This window comes from Vibrio sp. Vb0304 (genome assembly GCF_033338995.1).
Taxonomy (GTDB): Bacteria; Pseudomonadota; Gammaproteobacteria; order Enterobacterales; family Vibrionaceae; genus Vibrio; species Vibrio alginolyticus.
Genome location: NZ_JAWOTT010000006.1, coordinates 89,170 through 105,924, shown reverse-complemented (window position 1 = coordinate 105,924; position 16,755 = coordinate 89,170). Strand labels below are relative to the sequence as shown.

The 16,755-nt window shown below is 45.0% G+C and carries 18 protein-coding genes; 11 read left to right on the top strand and 7 right to left on the bottom strand.

Going from position 1 to position 16,755, the window contains the following annotated elements:
• Window positions 1–108: 108 nt before the first annotated feature.
• Together R7P35_RS10730 and R7P35_RS10725 are read right to left on the bottom strand one after the other, a co-directional pair.
• Entirely contained in the window at window positions 109–1,482 is a 1,374-nt protein-coding gene (locus R7P35_RS10730; protein ID WP_025766775.1) for an L-cystine transporter, read from the bottom strand.
• Window positions 1,483–1,682: 200 nt separating this feature from the next.
• On the bottom strand, window positions 1,683–2,372 hold the full coding sequence (locus tag R7P35_RS10725) for an NAD(P)H-binding protein (RefSeq protein WP_025766774.1): 690 nt from the start codon (window positions 2,370–2,372) through the stop codon (window positions 1,683–1,685).
• A 249-nt stretch (window positions 2,373–2,621) separates the two neighbouring features.
• Here R7P35_RS10725 and cobT point away from each other — a divergent pair, with 249 nt between their 5' ends.
• The 8 genes from cobT (at window position 2,622) to btuD (ending at window position 10,687) form a co-directional block, all read left to right on the top strand.
• A complete protein-coding gene (gene cobT / locus R7P35_RS10720) occupies window positions 2,622–3,665 on the top strand; it encodes a nicotinate-nucleotide--dimethylbenzimidazole phosphoribosyltransferase (RefSeq protein ID WP_025766773.1) in 1,044 nt (347 codons plus the stop codon).
• Complete coding sequence (locus R7P35_RS10715; protein WP_025766772.1) at window positions 3,665–4,471, top strand: adenosylcobinamide-GDP ribazoletransferase; 807 nt, start codon at window positions 3,665–3,667, stop codon at window positions 4,469–4,471. Before cobT ends, R7P35_RS10715 begins: the two co-directional genes overlap by 1 nt.
• Window positions 4,468–5,001, top strand: a complete 534-nt coding sequence (gene cobU / locus R7P35_RS10710; RefSeq protein ID WP_025766771.1) for a bifunctional adenosylcobinamide kinase/adenosylcobinamide-phosphate guanylyltransferase — start codon at window positions 4,468–4,470, stop codon at window positions 4,999–5,001. Before R7P35_RS10715 ends, cobU begins: the two co-directional genes overlap by 4 nt.
• A gap of 11 nt (window positions 5,002–5,012) precedes the next feature.
• Window positions 5,013–5,627 carry an alpha-ribazole phosphatase gene (gene cobC, locus R7P35_RS10705; RefSeq protein WP_025766770.1) on the top strand — a complete coding sequence of 205 codons (615 nt, stop codon included), beginning with the start codon at window positions 5,013–5,015 and terminating at the stop codon, window positions 5,625–5,627.
• Window positions 5,628–5,755: 128 nt separating this feature from the next.
• Window positions 5,756–7,552, top strand: a complete 1,797-nt coding sequence (locus tag R7P35_RS10700; RefSeq protein ID WP_170897132.1) for a M3 family oligoendopeptidase — start codon at window positions 5,756–5,758, stop codon at window positions 7,550–7,552.
• Between the two features lie 274 nt (window positions 7,553–7,826).
• Window positions 7,827–8,855, top strand: coding sequence for a succinylglutamate desuccinylase (locus R7P35_RS10695; RefSeq protein WP_017820882.1), 1,029 nt, complete (start codon window positions 7,827–7,829; stop codon window positions 8,853–8,855).
• 82 nt (window positions 8,856–8,937) lie between these two features.
• Complete coding sequence (gene btuC / locus R7P35_RS10690; protein WP_042521936.1) at window positions 8,938–9,933, top strand: vitamin B12 ABC transporter permease BtuC; 996 nt, start codon at window positions 8,938–8,940, stop codon at window positions 9,931–9,933.
• Entirely contained in the window at window positions 9,920–10,687 is a 768-nt protein-coding gene (btuD, locus tag R7P35_RS10685; RefSeq protein ID WP_017820884.1) for a vitamin B12 ABC transporter ATP-binding protein BtuD, read from the top strand. Before btuC ends, btuD begins: the two co-directional genes overlap by 14 nt.
• 69 nt (window positions 10,688–10,756) lie before the next feature.
• Here the strand turns inward: btuD and R7P35_RS10680 are convergent, their stop codons facing one another.
• From R7P35_RS10680 to R7P35_RS10670, 3 genes are all read right to left on the bottom strand, one after another.
• Window positions 10,757–11,332 (bottom strand): nucleoside triphosphate pyrophosphohydrolase family protein, encoded by a 576-nt coding sequence (locus R7P35_RS10680; protein ID WP_005377875.1) that lies wholly within the window; start codon window positions 11,330–11,332, stop codon window positions 10,757–10,759.
• A gap of 109 nt (window positions 11,333–11,441) precedes the next feature.
• Window positions 11,442–12,014 carry a DUF1415 domain-containing protein gene (locus tag R7P35_RS10675; RefSeq protein WP_005377874.1) on the bottom strand — a complete coding sequence of 191 codons (573 nt, stop codon included), beginning with the start codon at window positions 12,012–12,014 and terminating at the stop codon, window positions 11,442–11,444.
• A 90-nt stretch (window positions 12,015–12,104) separates the two neighbouring features.
• The gene (locus R7P35_RS10670) at window positions 12,105–13,328 is read right to left on the bottom strand and encodes an MFS transporter (RefSeq protein WP_206953240.1); all 1,224 of its coding nucleotides are present in this window, start codon (window positions 13,326–13,328) and stop codon (window positions 12,105–12,107) included.
• 106 nt (window positions 13,329–13,434) lie between these two features.
• Between R7P35_RS10670 and R7P35_RS10665 the strand changes: the two genes are divergently transcribed.
• Window positions 13,435–14,304 (top strand): LysR family transcriptional regulator, encoded by an 870-nt coding sequence (locus R7P35_RS10665; protein WP_054866061.1) that lies wholly within the window; start codon window positions 13,435–13,437, stop codon window positions 14,302–14,304.
• 27 nt (window positions 14,305–14,331) lie between these two features.
• Here R7P35_RS10665 and R7P35_RS10660 read toward each other — a convergent pair whose 3' ends face one another.
• A complete protein-coding gene (locus R7P35_RS10660; RefSeq protein WP_005377871.1) occupies window positions 14,332–14,562 on the bottom strand; it encodes a glutaredoxin family protein in 231 nt (76 codons plus the stop codon).
• A gap of 138 nt (window positions 14,563–14,700) precedes the next feature.
• Here R7P35_RS10660 and R7P35_RS10655 point away from each other — a divergent pair, with 138 nt between their 5' ends.
• Window positions 14,701–15,216 (top strand): M48 family metallopeptidase, encoded by a 516-nt coding sequence (locus tag R7P35_RS10655; RefSeq protein WP_005377870.1) that lies wholly within the window; start codon window positions 14,701–14,703, stop codon window positions 15,214–15,216.
• Entirely contained in the window at window positions 15,203–16,330 is a 1,128-nt protein-coding gene (rlmF, locus tag R7P35_RS10650) for a 23S rRNA (adenine(1618)-N(6))-methyltransferase RlmF (RefSeq protein WP_186584317.1), read from the top strand. The genes R7P35_RS10655 and rlmF overlap by 14 nt, the downstream gene beginning before the upstream one ends.
• 71 nt (window positions 16,331–16,401) lie before the next feature.
• Here the strand turns inward: rlmF and R7P35_RS10645 are convergent, their stop codons facing one another.
• Window positions 16,402–16,722, bottom strand: coding sequence for a hypothetical protein (locus R7P35_RS10645; protein WP_005397755.1), 321 nt, complete (start codon window positions 16,720–16,722; stop codon window positions 16,402–16,404).
• Window positions 16,723–16,755: the final 33 nt, after the last annotated feature.

The following is a 16,755-nucleotide window of genomic DNA, read 5'->3' as shown; positions in this document are numbered from 1 at the left end:
TTGACTAGCAACGAAAGATGCAAGTTGAATTTTTGAAAATGAAAAAAGCCGATGGCGAACCATCGGCTTGATATTTTACGTTTTATCGCTTTGGAAGGAATTTGAGTTCTATGCTCGTGTTTCTTCCAATGTTGCTTCACTTTCTGGTGACTTCAGCACTCGGCTAGCAATTGTACCCGCAGTCATTGAGCCTGAAACGTTTAGTGCGGTACGTGCCATGTCAATCAATGGTTCAATAGAGATAAGCAGCGCTGCGATGGTCACAGGTAAGCCCATTGCAGGAAGAACAATCAAGGCTGCAAACGTCGCACCGCCGCCGACACCTGCAATACCAAATGAGCTGATGGTGATAATCGCAATCAATGACAGGATAAAGTGTAGATCAAGTGGGTTGATGCCCATTGTTGGAGCTACCATCACTGCCAGCATTGCAGGATAGATACCCGCACAGCCGTTTTGGCCGATAGTGGCACCAAACGATGCTGATAGGTTTGCAATCGCTGGTGGTACGTTAAGCTTGGTGATTTGCGCTTCTACGTTTAGTGGAATTGTTGCTGCTGAGCTACGAGATGTAAACGCGAAGGTCAGTACAGGCCAGATTTTCTTAAAGTATTCCGCAGGGCTAACGCCAACAAAAGAGACCAATACGCCATGAACAACAAACATCAGTGCGATAGCAACATAAGACGCCACAATAAAGCCAAGTAGGTTTAGGATGTCCCCTGCGCTTGATGTCGCTACCACTTTTGCCATCAGTGCTGCGATGCCGTATGGCGTTAGGGCCATGATCATCTTCACTAATCGCATAACGATAGATTGAGCAGCTTCTACGAAAGTACGAATCGGTGATTCCAACTCTGCTTTTTCTATCATCACTTTACGAGCGGCGATACCAGTTAACACGCCGAAAATCACAACAGCGATAATCGATGTCGAGCGAGCACCTGTTAGATCAGCAAATGGGTTGGTTGGAATGAAACTAACTAGCATTTGAGGAATAGTTAGGTCACTTACTGTACCGGCACGGCTTTCTAAAACGGCGATACGAGCGGTTTCACGCGCACCTTCAGTTAACCCTTCTGCTGAAAGGCCAAATGTCGTTGTCACCAAGATACCGATAAGTGCAGCAATTGCAGTCGTTACTAAAAGAACAGAGATGGTCAGGCCAGAAATTTTACCTAAAGAGCCACCTTTCTCCAATTTAACAACTGCAGAGATCATCGATACTAACACCAGTGGCATGATGACCATTTTCAGTAGACCAACGTAGCCACTGCCTACAATGCCTACCCATTCAAGTGTTTGAGCAATTGCGCTGTTGCCTTCACCGTGAATGAGTTGCAAAGCAAGCCCAAAAAGAGAACCGGTAACAAGACCGATCAAAACGAGACGTGAAAGAGTGTGTTTCTTTTGTTGTTGATTAAATAGAAAGAACAATATTCCAACAAAGACGGCTAGAGAGGCTATCACTGCAAAATTCATAATTTGACCTTATCAACCAGCCGAAGTGGCGGTTGTTTTTTATACGGGGTTTTATACGGATTTATTTATGGAGCGTAAGATAACGCTCGTGATATAACTTTAAAAATGACAAACGGGTATTAGCTAGATCTAAAATGAATATAAAAACGAGATCTAAGTCGCGTGAGAGTGTGAATTAGCACGTTAATTGTACAAAATGGTTATTCGTAGTGATGCAGTAAGTCACGCATTTCTTTCCTTTGTAAGTAAACCACCGAGTCTTCTTGATAACTGAAAAGTTGATAAATCATCGCTTTGGCGACATCTTCTGCTCGAATCGGTAAAAAGTTGGACAGTTTGCCTAGCATAAGTGGGCGAATTACCTTAAACAGAGTTTGTACTAACTTCTCGTCCATTCTTGGGTTTTGACGTTGACCAACAAGCGGGCCTGGGCGAACAAATACGATTTCCTCAAAATCCATAGCTTCGATTCGTTGTTCCATTTGTCCTTTACAAGCTAAGTAATGGGATGGCGATTTACTATTTGCACCGAGGCTAGAAACAACCGCAAGGCGTTTGACTCCGATTGTTTTCATTTGTTGGGCGACTTTGCACACCAGATCAACATCTACTCTACGCAAATTATCCTTACTGCCTGCTTGCTTAAGGGTCGTGCCTAAACAGATAAAGCCGATGGTTGGTGTTGGTTGGTTCTCATCCCATTGGTGGATAGAAAGGTCTGCATCAATGAGAGGAATAAGCTTGTTGTCCACATCTAGGACGCCATCGAGTGTGCGGCGAGAAAGATAATATAATGTTCCAACACCTGATTGATTTATGAGGTTTGCAATGACTTTTGAGCCTACTAAGCCAGTTGCACCGGCGATGATTGCGCAGGTGTTGTTATCCATATCTTTTCTCCTATATGGGAACATAGTCTCAGCTATTGTAGCGGATTTCAACGAGTTACTTATAATCTCGTGCAAGAAAGGTGAGACGCTCTGCGAACTCGGCAGACTATCCTGAGATAAACTTGATTAGCGCTGCCCCACTTGGATGCAAGTGTATACAATAGTGGGGCGCGCAAAAACTGTCGCTGAACAAGACCTCTTGAACAACAGAACACCTCTCACCCAGACAACATCAAAGGAACGTAAAAAATGGATGACTCTTTTGCTGCGGAGATACAAGCACGCATAGATAACAAAATCAAACCCGTCGGTTCTTTAGGCTTATTGGAAAAGGTGGCACTGCAGTTAGCTCTTATTCAAAGCCAGGATAAACCTCAGCCAGTTGATTCCATCGCTATCTGCAAACCAAGCATGCTGGTATTTGCTGGAGATCACGGCGTTGCAGAGGAGGGCGTGAGCATTGCGCCAAGCGAAGTCACTCAGCAAATGGTGGCTAACTTTCTCGCTGGCGGCGCAGCCATCAACTGTTTTTGCGACATTAATGGCATTCAACTCAAAGTAATAGATTGCGGCATGTTGGCTCCTATCGATGTGCTGGTTCCAGAATTTAAATCCCATCCCAACTTGGTTGAACAACGGTTGGGTAACGGTACGGCTAATTTTTCTAAACAATCAGCGATGTCCCCAGAACAAGTGGCGTTAGGTTTAGAATATGGTGCGAAGATTACTGAGCATACCATTTTGCATGGTTCAAACCTCTTGATGTTCGGCGAGATGGGCATCGGTAATACCAGTTCGGCCTCAGCACTGTTATCGGCGCTGAGCTCATTAGATATTGATTATTGTGTTGGCGTTGGCACCGGAATCAATCAACAGCAGTTGAGCCGCAAATATAAACTGGTAGCACAGGGGGTAAACCGATGTCGAGGTCTTGATACCAAAGCGATTCTCGCACAGGTTGGGGGCTTTGAAATCGTACAAATGGTGGGCGCTTTTTTAGAAGCCAAGCGGCTTAAAACTCCAGTTTTAGTGGATGGGTTTATCGTATCGGTAGCGGCTTATATTGCGACGTTGTTAGACGAAGAAACGCGTGAATACATGTTGTTTGCCCATCGCTCTGAAGAAAATGGACATAAATTTGTATTGGAACATCTTAAAGCAGAACCTCTGCTCGACCTTGGTTTACGGCTAGGGGAGGGAACAGGAGCCGCTCTTGCCTTACCCTTGTTAAAAGCTGCCGCTCAGTTTTACAACAAAATGGCGAGCTTCGAGAGTGCAGGAGTTACAGTATAGTGTCAGTCCCTGATAATTCTGAGAAAGTCACGCCGTCATCGTTAAGATACCAGTGGGAGTTATTTCTATTAGCTACCAGTTTTTTTAGCCGCTTACCCGTGCCCCAAGCGTTGCCTTACAGTGAAGAACGCATGAATCAGGCAGGCCGTTACTTTGCGTTAGTTGGTCTCGTGCTTGGAGCACTTTGCGCTTTGGTATTCTCGCTCACCTCAATTTTTTTCCCAGAGTCGGTTGCCATAGTATTAACGATGGTGTTTAGCTTATTGTTAACTGGGGCTTTTCACGAAGACGGCTTGACCGATATGGCGGATGGCATTGGCGGTGGCATGACCGTAGAGCGACGCCTCTCTATTATGAAAGACAGTCGTATTGGCACTTATGGTGCCGCCACTCTCATTATGGCGTTATTGGCTAAGTATGTTTTTTGGAGTGAACTGGCGAACTTGCCGCACTTTTGGTTGATCATTGTCGTCGCTTACACCGCAAGCCGAGCACTAGCAGCGACGCTTATTTATGACATACCTTATGTCAGTGACAGTGATACGTCGAAAAGTAAACCGCTAGCAAGTCGCCAGTCTTCTCTAGAAGTCTCCATTTTGTTGTTTACTGGTGGCATAACATTGCTTGTGCTTGGTATCGCGGATGCGATCTTTATATCGCTTGTTCTCGTTGTATTTCGTTTGATGTTCAAACGTTGGTTAACCAAGCGAATTGGCGGCTTTACGGGGGATTGCCTTGGCGCAGCGCAGCAGCTATCGGAACTGCTTGTTTATCTCACTATGATAGGGTTGTATCACTCCTCATGAAGCAATTGATACTCGGTGGCGCGCGCTCTGGGAAGTCGCATTTGGCAGAAAAAACAGCTAAGCAATTATCGGTCGCTTCTCATCGATCATTACACTATGTTGCAACCGCGCTGCCATTTGACCAAGAAATGCGAGAGCGAATAGCGCATCATCAAAAGCAACGCGGGGGCGAGTGGCAAGAGCATGAATGCCCCCTTCATTTATCTGAGTTACTGACAAATTTCGCTACCACCGATGTTGTATTGGTCGACTGTTTAACCTTGTGGCTCAACAATTGGATATTTGAGTTAGGTGATGAATGTTCCCATGAGAAGCTAGAAGCAGAAATTGAAAAGCTTATAAAGATGGTACGTGGCTCAGATGCGACGTTAATATTCGTCTCTAACGAGGTTGGAATGGGCATTGTACCTTTGGGGGCGGTTAGTCGTTATTTTGTGGATAATGCAGGACGGATGAATCAAAAACTAGCCAGTGTTTGCCATCGCGTTACCTTTGTTGCTGCTGGTTTGCCGTTGGTTCTTAAAGAGTAGGATGGAACAAAATGAAAACACTCAATATCTATCTTGTGCGTCATGGAAAAGTAGACGCTCCACCAGGACTCCATGGCCAAACAGATGTAAAAGTTACGCCTGCTGATCAAGAGAGTATTGCTCGGGCTTGGGCTGAGAGTGGACGAGGTGTGGGTGGAATAATTTCTTCTCCACTTTCACGCTGTCAAGAACTGGCAAACATCATTGCTGAACAGCAATTATTACCAGTAATGACGGATGAATCTTTACAAGAGATGGCATTTGGTGATTTTGATGGTATGCCTTTTGATCTGCTCACTGAGCAGTGGAAAAAGCTAGATGCTTTTTGGCAATCGCCAGCACAACATACGTTGCCGAATGCTGAGAGCTTAAGCACATTTTCTGAGCGCATATGTCGCGTTTGGTCTCAAATCATCAACGATATCAATGACAATCTACTTATCGTCACGCATGGTGGCGTCATTCGTATGGTTCTTGCTCATGTATTGGAGTTAGATTGGCGTAACCCAAAGTGGTATTCGACGTTGTCGATAGGAAACGCTTCTGTCACGCATATAACAATTACTATAGATGAGCAAATTTACGCCTCGGTGCGTTCGATTGGCGTACCTCTTTTAACTCGTTAATTTATAAATATTAAAATGCCCAGAACGATATTGCTTACGGGCATAGTCACGGAAGATGTCAGTGGAAGCCCATCTGCTAGGTGCAGGAAGCGAAAATTGACTCAGTTACATAAAAAGGAAATATAGAAATGACAACGCCGAGTTGGGATTTGTCCATCGTTTATAACGACCTTTCTGACCCACGAATTCAAGACGATATTGCTCTTGTGGAACAATGTATTGATCTTTTGAATAAACAATCAGCAGATTGTGGCAACGTAGAGATCATGCAAAATGCGATTTTAACCAATGAAGCCGCGAGTCGTTTAGCGGGCACAGTTGCAAATTTTGCGAGTTGTTATGCTTCTGTTGATGCAACAAACGCCGAAGCGAAATCGTTACTTGGTAAAATGACCCGCATCTTTTCGGAGCTTTCCCAAGCGTTCAGTCCCTTTGATTTGACATTAACTCATGCCGACGAAGAGTTTATCTTGCGCGTGTTAGACCATGAGAATCCTGATATCAGTGGGCAAGCTTTTTCTATCTTGAATTCTAGAAAGTTGGCGGATACTCGTCTTAGCAACGCAGAAGAACAGTTACTGGCTGCGATGAGTGTGGATGGCAAATCGGCTTGGGGTAACCTATACGATAACCTGACTGGCTCATTGAAAGTGAAGCTTGAGTACACAGATGGTAAGAGTGAAGAGCTTGGGTTTTCTCAAGCGGCAAGCATTCTTTATGGTTCTGAATTCGAGCGTCAAGAAGCCGCGTGGCGAGGCGTACAAGATGCAATGCAAACGCACCAAGAATCATTCGCTGCGATTTTGAATGCGTTAGCAGGATGGCGCTTAACTGAAAACAAAAAGCGTTCTACGAAGCGTGAAGTTCACTTCCTAGAGCCGAGTTTGCATGGTAGCCGAATCCAAGCTGAAACTTTAAATGCGATGATGACAGTCGCCAAAGACAGTCGAGCTATTGGTCAGAAAGCAGGTTTATTGATGGCGCAAGTACATGGTCTGGATGAGATGAAACCTTGGAATCATCTGGCGGCTATGCCTGCTTTGAGCGGTGAAGCGAAGGTTTACGACTTTGATGAAGCGATTGATGTTATTTGTGAAGCATTTGAAACAGTAAACCCTGAGATGTCGGAGTTTGTCCGTTTGATGGTACAAAATGGTTGGATTGATGCCGCGCCAAATGCTAACAAGCGTCTTGGCGCATACTGCACCAAACTGCCAGCAACGCGAACACCACTTGTGTTTATGACTTGGAGTGGCAGCCGTTCAGACCTTATGACTCTGGCACATGAACTTGGCCATGCGTTCCATAACTGGGTTATTCGTGATTTGCCACTTTGCCAAACTTACTACCCAATGACGTTAGCAGAAACCGCCTCTATCTTTGCAGAAAACATCGTTCGTGATCATTTGATTTCGAAAGCTGAGAGCGTTGATGAAAAGCTCGAGATGTTGTGGGAAGAGTTGTCATCTGCGCTAGCTTTAATGATCAACATTCCGGTTCGCTACGAGTTTGAAAAATCGTTTTATGAACGCCGCCAGGATGGAGAGTTAACCGCAGATGATTTCTGTGAGTTGATGTCAGAAACTTGGAAAGAATGGTATGGCGACGTAATGAGCGAACCGGATCCGTACTTCTGGGCAAGCAAGCTGCACTTTTCTATTGATAGCGTGAGCTTTTATAACTACCCATACCTATTTGGCTTCTTGTTTAGCAAGGGTATCTATGCACAGCGAGAAACCAAAGGCGAAGCGTTTTACACCGATTACATCAATTTGCTGCGCGATACAGGCTGCATGATGGCGGAAGATGTCGTCGAAAAGCATCTGTCGATGGATTTAACCCAGCCAACGTTTTGGCAGCAGAGTGTTGAGCTAGTGCGTGAAAAAGTCGATGAGTTTGAGCGTTTGCTCGCACAGCGCGGCTAAGTTTTTCGCAGTGTTGATGCATAATCTGCTTTATAGCTACAAAAATTTGATCAAATCATAATGATCTTAATCAGGGCTGTGGTAAAGTTCACAGCCCTAACACTTTGTAATTGTTTGAAAATTAAACGCCTCAATGCTTGATTTGAGTGCCTGGCGCGAAAAGGCATCGGATTTTCGAGGGAAATAGTGATTTCTACTCATAAGTGAGATCGCAGCAACAAAAATCCTTTGTACAATTTATTAACATATCCGCCGTGCTATTAAGGAGTAACGCATGACGAAGTCTCTCTTTCGCCAATCGTTTTTAACTGACACGTTAGATGTTCATATTGATGTTGCACCAGCGGAGCAGGTGCTTTCTAGCGGTGTAAAACTTAAACTCTATCAGCGTGGTGTATTAGAAGTAATCCCTGCGAATTATACTCAGGATACGAAGAACATCATCATCTCTTGTGGGGTTCACGGAGATGAAACCGCACCGATGGAGCTGGTGGATTCCATTATTCAAGACATAGAATCTGGGTTCCAGACGGTCGATACCCGTTGTCTGTTCATTATCGCTCACCCAGAATCCACTCTGGCGCACACGCGATTCCTCGAAGAAAACCTCAACCGTCTGTTTGACGAAAAAGAACACAAACAGACAAAAGAGCTTGTTATCGCCGATACACTTAAGCTGCTTGTTCGAGATTTTTATCAGGATACCGACCCGACAACACGCTGGCACCTTGATTTACACTGCGCGATTAGAGGCTCGAAGCACTATACGTTTGCAGTAAGTCCTAAGACTCGTCATCCTGTGCGCAGCAAAGCATTGATCGATTTCTTGGACAGTGCACACATTGAAGCAGTGCTCCTGTCAAACTCACCATCGAGCACGTTTAGCTGGTACAGTGCCGAGAACTTTGGTGCGCAGGCTCTCACAATGGAGCTTGGCCGTGTGGCTCGTATCGGTGAAAATGACCTCGATAAACTGACCGCGTTTGATTTGTCTTTACGTAATTTGATTGCGGAAACGAAGCCAGAACACCTACCAAAACCATGCATTAAGTATCGCGTAAGTCGCACAATCGTTCGTTTGAACGAAGACTTTGACTTTATGTTCGACGACAATGTTGAAAACTTCACCTCATTTGTTCACGGCGAAGTGTTTGGTCATGATGGCGACAAACCATTAATGGCGAAGAATGAAAACGAAGCGATTGTCTTCCCGAATCGCCACGTCGCAATAGGTCAACGCGCAGCTCTGATGGTTTGTGAAGTGAAAACCCGTTTTGAAGAGGGTGAGTTGGTTTACGATTAATCCAACATTGCTTTGAGAAGTTAATTGCAATTTACCGAGGCTTAACTGTAAGGTTAAGCCTCGTTTGTTTGTATCGGCTGCTATGGATTTTCAACAACTTATCCTGAACAAGGAGCGACGCTGGCAACGTAACCTGATGGTTATGTCGATCGTGCTCGCTGTACTCTCTGCCATTCACTTGATGGTCGGAGAAATTTTTCTTTCTCCTTTTCAATCCTTATCTGCATTTGAACAGAAGTTATTGGTGGACTTGCGTTTACCGAGGTTAGTGTCTGCGGCAATTATTGGTGCTGCGTTAGCGGTATCTGGCGCGACGTTACAAGTGTTGCTTGGGAACGTGTTGGCTGAACCTGGCGTGCTTGGTATCTCTGGTGGCGCAAGCTTAGCAATGGTCTTAATCATGTTCGCGTCACCTGTTCTTCCTACCCCGATTGTTTTTATGTTGGCAGCGATTGCTGGCTCGATGGTATTCACGTTTGTTTTGGTGGCGATAGCAAGGGCAATGCACCTGACGACGGCTCGATTGCTTTTGGTTGGGGTCGCATTGGGTATTTTATCGAGCGCGATTGTGACGTGGGCATTTTACTTTAGTGATGATCTCAGTTTACGCCAACTGATGTATTGGTTAATGGGCAGTATTGGCGGTGCAAGTTGGTATCAACATACCGTTACTTTGGTGATGTTACCGGTGCTTATCTGGTTATGTTGTAAAGGCAAGTCGCTTGATAAATTGATGCTGGGTGAGATTCATGCGACCCAATTGGGTGTCGATGTGCATCAAATGCGTTGGAAATTGATCCTCGCCATTTCTGTTTTGGTGGGTAGTTCAGTCGCTTTGGGTGGCATCATCAGTTTTGTTGGTTTGGTGGTGCCGCACTTGTTGCGTTTGGCTTTTGGTACGGAAAACCGTTATTTATTGCCACTTTCTGCAATATCTGGTGCTGCGTTGCTTGTATTTGCTGACATCGGCGCAAGACTGTTATTGGACTCCGCAGAGTTACCTTTAGGTGTCATGACAACATCGATTGGCGCACCTATTTTCATCTGGATGCTGGTGAAGAGTCATGATGCACGTTAAACATATGTCGGTTGGTAGTCGATTATTGCCTCTTTCTTTTGAATGCAAAGCTGGCGAAATCGTACATATCGTTGGGCCTAATGGTTCCGGTAAGAGTACTTTATTGGCTGCGATTTCTGGTACGTTAAGTCACCGAGACGGTATGAGTGGTGAAGTGTACGTTGGCAACAAAAACTTGCTTACTTTACCGTTGTCAGAGCAAGCTCATGTTCGAGGTTATTTGTGTCAGCAATCGCGCCCAGCGTTTAATGTTGATGTGTTTCAGTATCTCGCTTTATCTCTGCCAAGTGGTGCTGAGATTGCGGATATCAAAGTGCGTGATGCCGTCAATATGGTGGTGGAGCTGGTACAACTGCAAGATAAGCTTCATCGCAGTATTCAAACATTATCCGGTGGTGAGTGGCAGCGTGTCCGATTAGCAGGTGTATGTTTGCAGGTGTGGCGTACCATTAATCCTTTTTCGCAGTTTTTAATTTTGGATGAGCCAGCAGCACCGTTAGATATTGCGCAAGAGGGTCTGCTCTATCAATTGATTAACGCTATGGCGGCGCAGGGAATTGGAGTATTGGTTGCTAATCACGATCTCAATCGCACATTAAAGCACGCAGATAAAGTATTGCTGCTTAACAACGGTGTGCTGCACTCATCAGGAAGTGCCGATACTGTGCTAACGGAAGAAGCTCTCGGGGAAGTGTTCAATACTCAAGTCAAAAAGGTCATCGTAGATGAGCAACCTTATTTAATCTTTGATTAGTATTTAGGGACAATAAAAAAACGACCTACTTGAGGTCGTTTTTTTAATCGAGAAAGCCAAACTCAACGCTTACTGAGTTAGCGGTTTTAGATCTGCTGGGCGGTAGTAAACAGATTTGAGTACTTTGCCTTTACGAATGGTTTTACCTTCCGATACGAAATCTTCGGCGCATTTCGCGATGATGTATTCACCTTTCTGCACCGCCATCAACTTGATGCCTTGTTCTGCGTAGAATGCTTCTGTTTCTGAGTACTCTTGCTCGTTACGGCATACTTTGCTCATGTTGCTTGAGTGCACTTCATCCCAGCAAGGAATAAATTCAATACCACGGTTTACTGCAACGTTTAATAGAAGATCAATTAAGTAGCTGATCGCTAGGTTGTCTTCTACTTTGCTGTGGCCAAGATGAACGAGACGGCCCATTAATACATACACGCTGTCTACGATGGCATCTGCTTGCTCAGTTTTACAATCTGCTTCTGCTAGCTCTGTTAGCTCTTCGATCGCCAAAGAGGTGTGTAGTGTGTCTGCTTGCGTATCAAGGCTTGCAGCGTCTGCGACTGGTAAGTCGAACGTACTACGGAACTCGGTGATATCACGGTATAAGTGATCAAAAATCTCTTGGGTTAGCTTTGACAGTTGCATTCTAATTTCCATTGAATCGATTGAAGCGGCAATGATACCAAACCGCACTTTGAACCCCAAGGGCATTGCATCTAACTGGTGATAAATCTGCCTTTGGGAATGGTGGTGCTTAACGAAATAGGTAAGGGAACAGCTTTTTACGTTCTTCCTCTGAGAGGGAGGAAACACGAGCGATGTTTGTATCGGGAATGGATTCAGGATCAGGATAGTGTTTTAGTACCTTTTCCATACTCTCTTCGCGAATCAAATGGAAGATCGGGTAAGGAGAACGATTGGTCAGGTTTTCGTCGTCTTCAGGCTTTGCGCCGCCAAAACAGTAATCAGGATGGAAAGTCGCTACTTGGAAAATACCTTCCCAGTTTTGCTGCTTAATTAATCCTTCAACCCAATCTATGCAAAAGTTGTAGTCCCAGAAATCTTGTAGCATGTTGGGAACCACAACCAACGTGGTCTCAAGTTGTTCGGGCTCTGTGTTACTCAGCTCAATCAGTTGCAATAAAATATCTTCAAGAAGCGTTTCTTCTTGAGTCGCTTCACTAACAAAGATTTTGATTTGTTTATTACGTTGCGGCTTGGCAGCAAACGGACAAAGGTTGAGACCGATTACTACATCGTTGAGCCATTGATCGACCTGTTGAGTGATCGCTTCGATATCTGTGTTTTGTGTTGAACGCGTTGACATACGACTTTCTGGTTTTTTATTAAAGTAGCGCAAGCATAGCAGAGTTGGTTATCCAAGTAACCAGAGAGGTATTACGCAAGTGAGCGTACCTTAGCTACTCTTTAAACTCGCAGCGTCAGGTGTTTGGTCAGTGTGCTTTCTTTCGGCAATGTGTTTCAAATACGCAATCGCAGCAAACATCGCTAGGTAGACTGCGCTTCCCCCCATAAGAACACTCGACCAACCACCATGCTGCCAACAGTAAAGAAGTAAGAATCCTCCTAAGCTACCGCCTACGTAGTAGTGTACTAAGTAGAGCGCTGTCGCGGTGGCTTTGGCGCGAGTGGCGTTCTGACCGACCCAACCGTAGGCGAGGGTATGAGTAAAGAAGGCACCAAAACTTATCAGCAACAACCCAAATAGCATTGCAGTCAAGCTTTCAACCGCCGCAATCCACATCCCCGTCATGCTCACTATCGCGCCTAAGAACATACCGAGGATTGATGAATAACGTTTACTCCAGTGGCCTGCGCAACGAGAGGAGAAAGTCCCTCCCAAGTAACAAATAAAGATCAGTGAGGCCAACCCGACGGGCACATTGTGAGGTTCACTCACCAGACGGAACCCCATGACGGAGTAAAGGTTGACGAACAAAGCAAAGTTGAGTCCTCCTATCAGCATCGCGAACCACACGCGTTGGTTTTTAAAATGACCAATAAGCGCACGATTTTGATGGCGCAAGCTGCTTGATGACGGGGTGAAGTTGCGCTGTGTTGGCAATAAATAGTGAACGCCAATGACACCAAGAAGAGTGAACACCATCATAACTTCAATGGCGACATCAACACTGAAATTGTCCGTCAATAAGCCGCCGCTAATACGCCCTGCAATACCGCCTAATGAGTTAGCCGCAATGTACGTTCCAATTGCCATCGAGAAAGCGTGCTTGTCGAGCTCTTCTGCCATGTAAGCCACGGCGACCGCAGCAAAAGCGGCGAGCGCGACACCGATCAGTGCTCGACATACCACCAAAAACAGAAATGAGTCACCAAACAGCATCAAAGCGGAAAGGGTAGGAATCGAAAACAGACCAGCCATCATGACTGGCTTTCGTCCCACTGATTCTGACAACACAGCCATCGGAACGAGGCTAAAAGAGAGAGCGAGTGTTGAGGCCGCAAATAACCAGTTCACTTGCGTTTCTGAGATCGTGAAAATTTGGGCAAAAGTGGGCAGCATTGGCTGTAGTAGGTATAAATTTGAAAAAACTAAGAAGGAACCAAGCGCTAGCGAGAGCGTAATGCGTTTGTATTCCGGTGTGCCAAAACTGACCATGAATCCTGCCTAATGTGAGCAAATGGAGAGACTGTGATCAATCTATCAGTTCGTTGTAAATTAAAAAAATATATTAAAAATATGGACACCATATATTTTTGATCTAATGGAATCGAAACAACTTAAACATTTTCTGGCGGTCGCTGAACATGGAAATATTACCCATGCGGCGAAAGCCCTGCATATTGCCCAGCCCGCATTAAGCATTTCTATCAAAAAGTTTGAGCAGTCTTTGGGTGTTACCCTATTTCGCCGTGATGATAAAAAAATCAGCTTAACGAAAGAGGGCGAAACGCTACTTGTACATGCCAAGCGGGTGATTCAACAGTTGCACGACGCGCAGCTCGCGATTGATGAGTTGAAAGGTTTAGCGAAAGGCGAAGTAAGGCTCGGAACGCCATCAATGATGGGCAGTTATTTCTTTCCACGAATTGTGATGGCGTTTAAAAGCCAGTTCCCGGAGTTAAAATTGACCTTGGTCGAAGCTGGGACTCAATCGATTCGTCGTATGCTGCTCAATGGTCAACTCGATATCGGTGTGATCAGTTGTGATAACGTGCCTGATGACCTAGAAACTGACCATTTGTTTACTAGCCAAATGGTCGCAGTTGTTTCACCTGAGCATGAGTTAGCCCAGCGAGAATCTCTTACTTTTGATGAGTTCTTTGAACACGATTTGGTTATGTTTCAGCATGGCTATTTTCACCGTGAATTTTTGGATCAGGTGAGTGAGGAGCATGGGTTTACCATGAAGTCATCATTCGAAACCAACTTACTGCCTTTGATTTTGAGTATTGTGAAACAAGAGTTTGCGATTACCGCGTTACTGGAATTGGTGACCCAACATGAGTCAGGCGTTGTTGGCGTGCCGTTTGAACCACCAGTGACGCTGGATCTGGCACTTGCTTGGCGCAAGCAGGGGTATTTATCAATAGCAGATCGAACGTTTATCGACTTTATCAAGCGCTACGTTTAAACGCAGCGCAGATTCATTGTTCGAGCACTAGTCGCCTTTGTACATCTTCTCGAAGTTCTTTGGGTTCCAGCCAATCATTACCCGATCACCAATTTTTAAAACTGGCACTGAACGAGCACCAAGCGCATCAAGTTCTTTGCGACCGCGTTGCATCTTAGCATTGCACAAACGATAGTTAATATTTTTCGAATCCAGATAACGTTGAGCATCTTTGCAGTGAGGGCATTTGTCTTTGACGTAAAGGACGACACGTTTCATTGAGTTTCTCTCCATTATCATTGGGAGGCGAAGTTTAACGACCTTTCACCATAAATGAAAGGCGAAAGCTAAGGTGAAACTGTCCTTTATCTCAGGTATATTGAGCGCCTTTATTTTGTCATAACAGACGTTAATTCTATGCATCCGTCACTTCGATACATTCAAGGCTACCCACAAAACATCGTAGAGCAGGTGAGCTCATTGATAGCGAGTGGCAAGTTTGTTCCTTGGTTCGAAAAGCGTTATCCCGATAGGCACCAAATCAAAAGCGAAAGGGCGCTCTATGAGTACGCCATGGCAATCAAAAACCGCTACATGAAGAAAGCCGCGCCAATCAGTAAAGTTGTCTACGATAAGAAAATTCACGCGGTAAACAACGCGCTTGGTTTGCACAGTGTAATCAGTAGAAACCATGGCGGTAAGCTGAAGTCGAAAAACGAGATTCGCATTGCCAATGTATTTAAGGATGCGCCCGAGCCACTATTAAGAATGCTGGTGGTACATGAGTTGGCGCATACTCGTGAGAAAAACCACGACAAGGCGTTCTATCAGCTATGTTGCTATATGGAGCCTGAGTATCACCAACTCGAATTTGATGCTCGTTTGTTTATGATTTACCTCGATTTAAAAGCGAATTTGAATGAAGAACAATAATCACAACGCGAAGCAAGCAAAGCCAAAGACTTCAATGGCGGGTCAGAATAAAGACGCGAATAAAGCCAAGCCGAAGCGTGTTAAAGACAAAGTTGCGCGCAAATCCTCGCAGCCTGCAGGAAAGAGCGAAGTCGAGTTCATAAAAATAGCGAAGAATGGTTTGCATGAGCGTAATGTTCATCGAGGTCGTTACGATTTCAAAAAACTCGTGGAAAGTGAACCACAGTTAAAGCCATTCGTTATCAAAAATCCGAAAGGGGAAGACTCCATAAACTTTTCTGATCCTAATGCTGTTAAAATGCTCAATAAAGCATTGCTTGCTGCGTATTATGGTATCGAGTTCTGGGACATTCCCGACACCTACCTTTGCCCGCCGATTCCGGGCCGCGCTGATTACATTCACCGAGTGGCAGAGCTACTTGATGGTGAAGCAAAAGGTCAGTACGCGCACCAAAAAGTGAAAGCGTTGGACATTGGCGTGGGAGCAAACTGTATTTATCCGATTGTTGGTGTAACAAAATACGGTTGGCACTATACGGGCAGCGATGTCGATCCAAAATCCATCCAATCGGCTCAAACGATCGTAGAGCACAATCGTGTTTTGACGGGAAAAATTGCACTGGTACAGCAATACAATGATGCCAATATTTATCGAGGTATCATTCAACCGAATGATCGTTATGATGTGACGACATGTAATCCGCCATTCCACCGTTCGGCGGAAGATGCCGCTATGGGCAGCCAGCGTAAAATCGATAATCTAAAAGCAAACCAGCGCAAGAAAGGGCTAAAACCTCAAACCGCACCAGTAAAGACAAGTAAGCCTGCGTTGAATTTTGGCGGTCAAAACGCTGAATTGTGGTGTGAAGGCGGAGAAGCGGCGTTTATCCGAAAAATGGCGAATGAAAGCCAAGCTTTTGCCGCGCAGGTTTTGTGGTTTACAACACTCATATCCAAAAAAGACAACGTTCGCCCGATGCGCAAGCAGCTTGAAAAATTGGGTGTGAAAGCCATTCGTGTGGTTGAAATGAGCCAAGGACAGAAAGTGAGCCGCTTTGTAGCTTGGTCATACATGGATAAGCAACAGCGCAAAGCATGGATTGAACTAAAGTAACGTTGACCGTTTCACACTGAACAATAAAGTAGGAAGCCCGCTGATATCAGCGGGCTTCTCTTTTGGGAGATCTAAAACTTAATGATGGGCTCACAATCTAGTGAACTGAGAGAGACAAAAGTATCTGTTTTGGCATAGTACAAGCCACAGGTTTCACCTCTTATCTGCAACGTATATTGGTCTGGAAGATCCGTATAGCTGCCATCCAACAGTTGATTGTTGTTCCCTTTTACTCGTCCTTTTTCAATCAACAAATGCGGTGAGGATTCAAATACGTTATTTGCGATTCTAGGTGCTGGTGTCCCTTGGATTTCTGCGATCGCGTTTTGAATCTCTATGACTGTTTCCGGAGAGTTCTTTTTACTCAATGCTTCAACGGGTTCTTGTGACATAGCTTGGCATCCTATCAAAGAAATCGAAGTGCC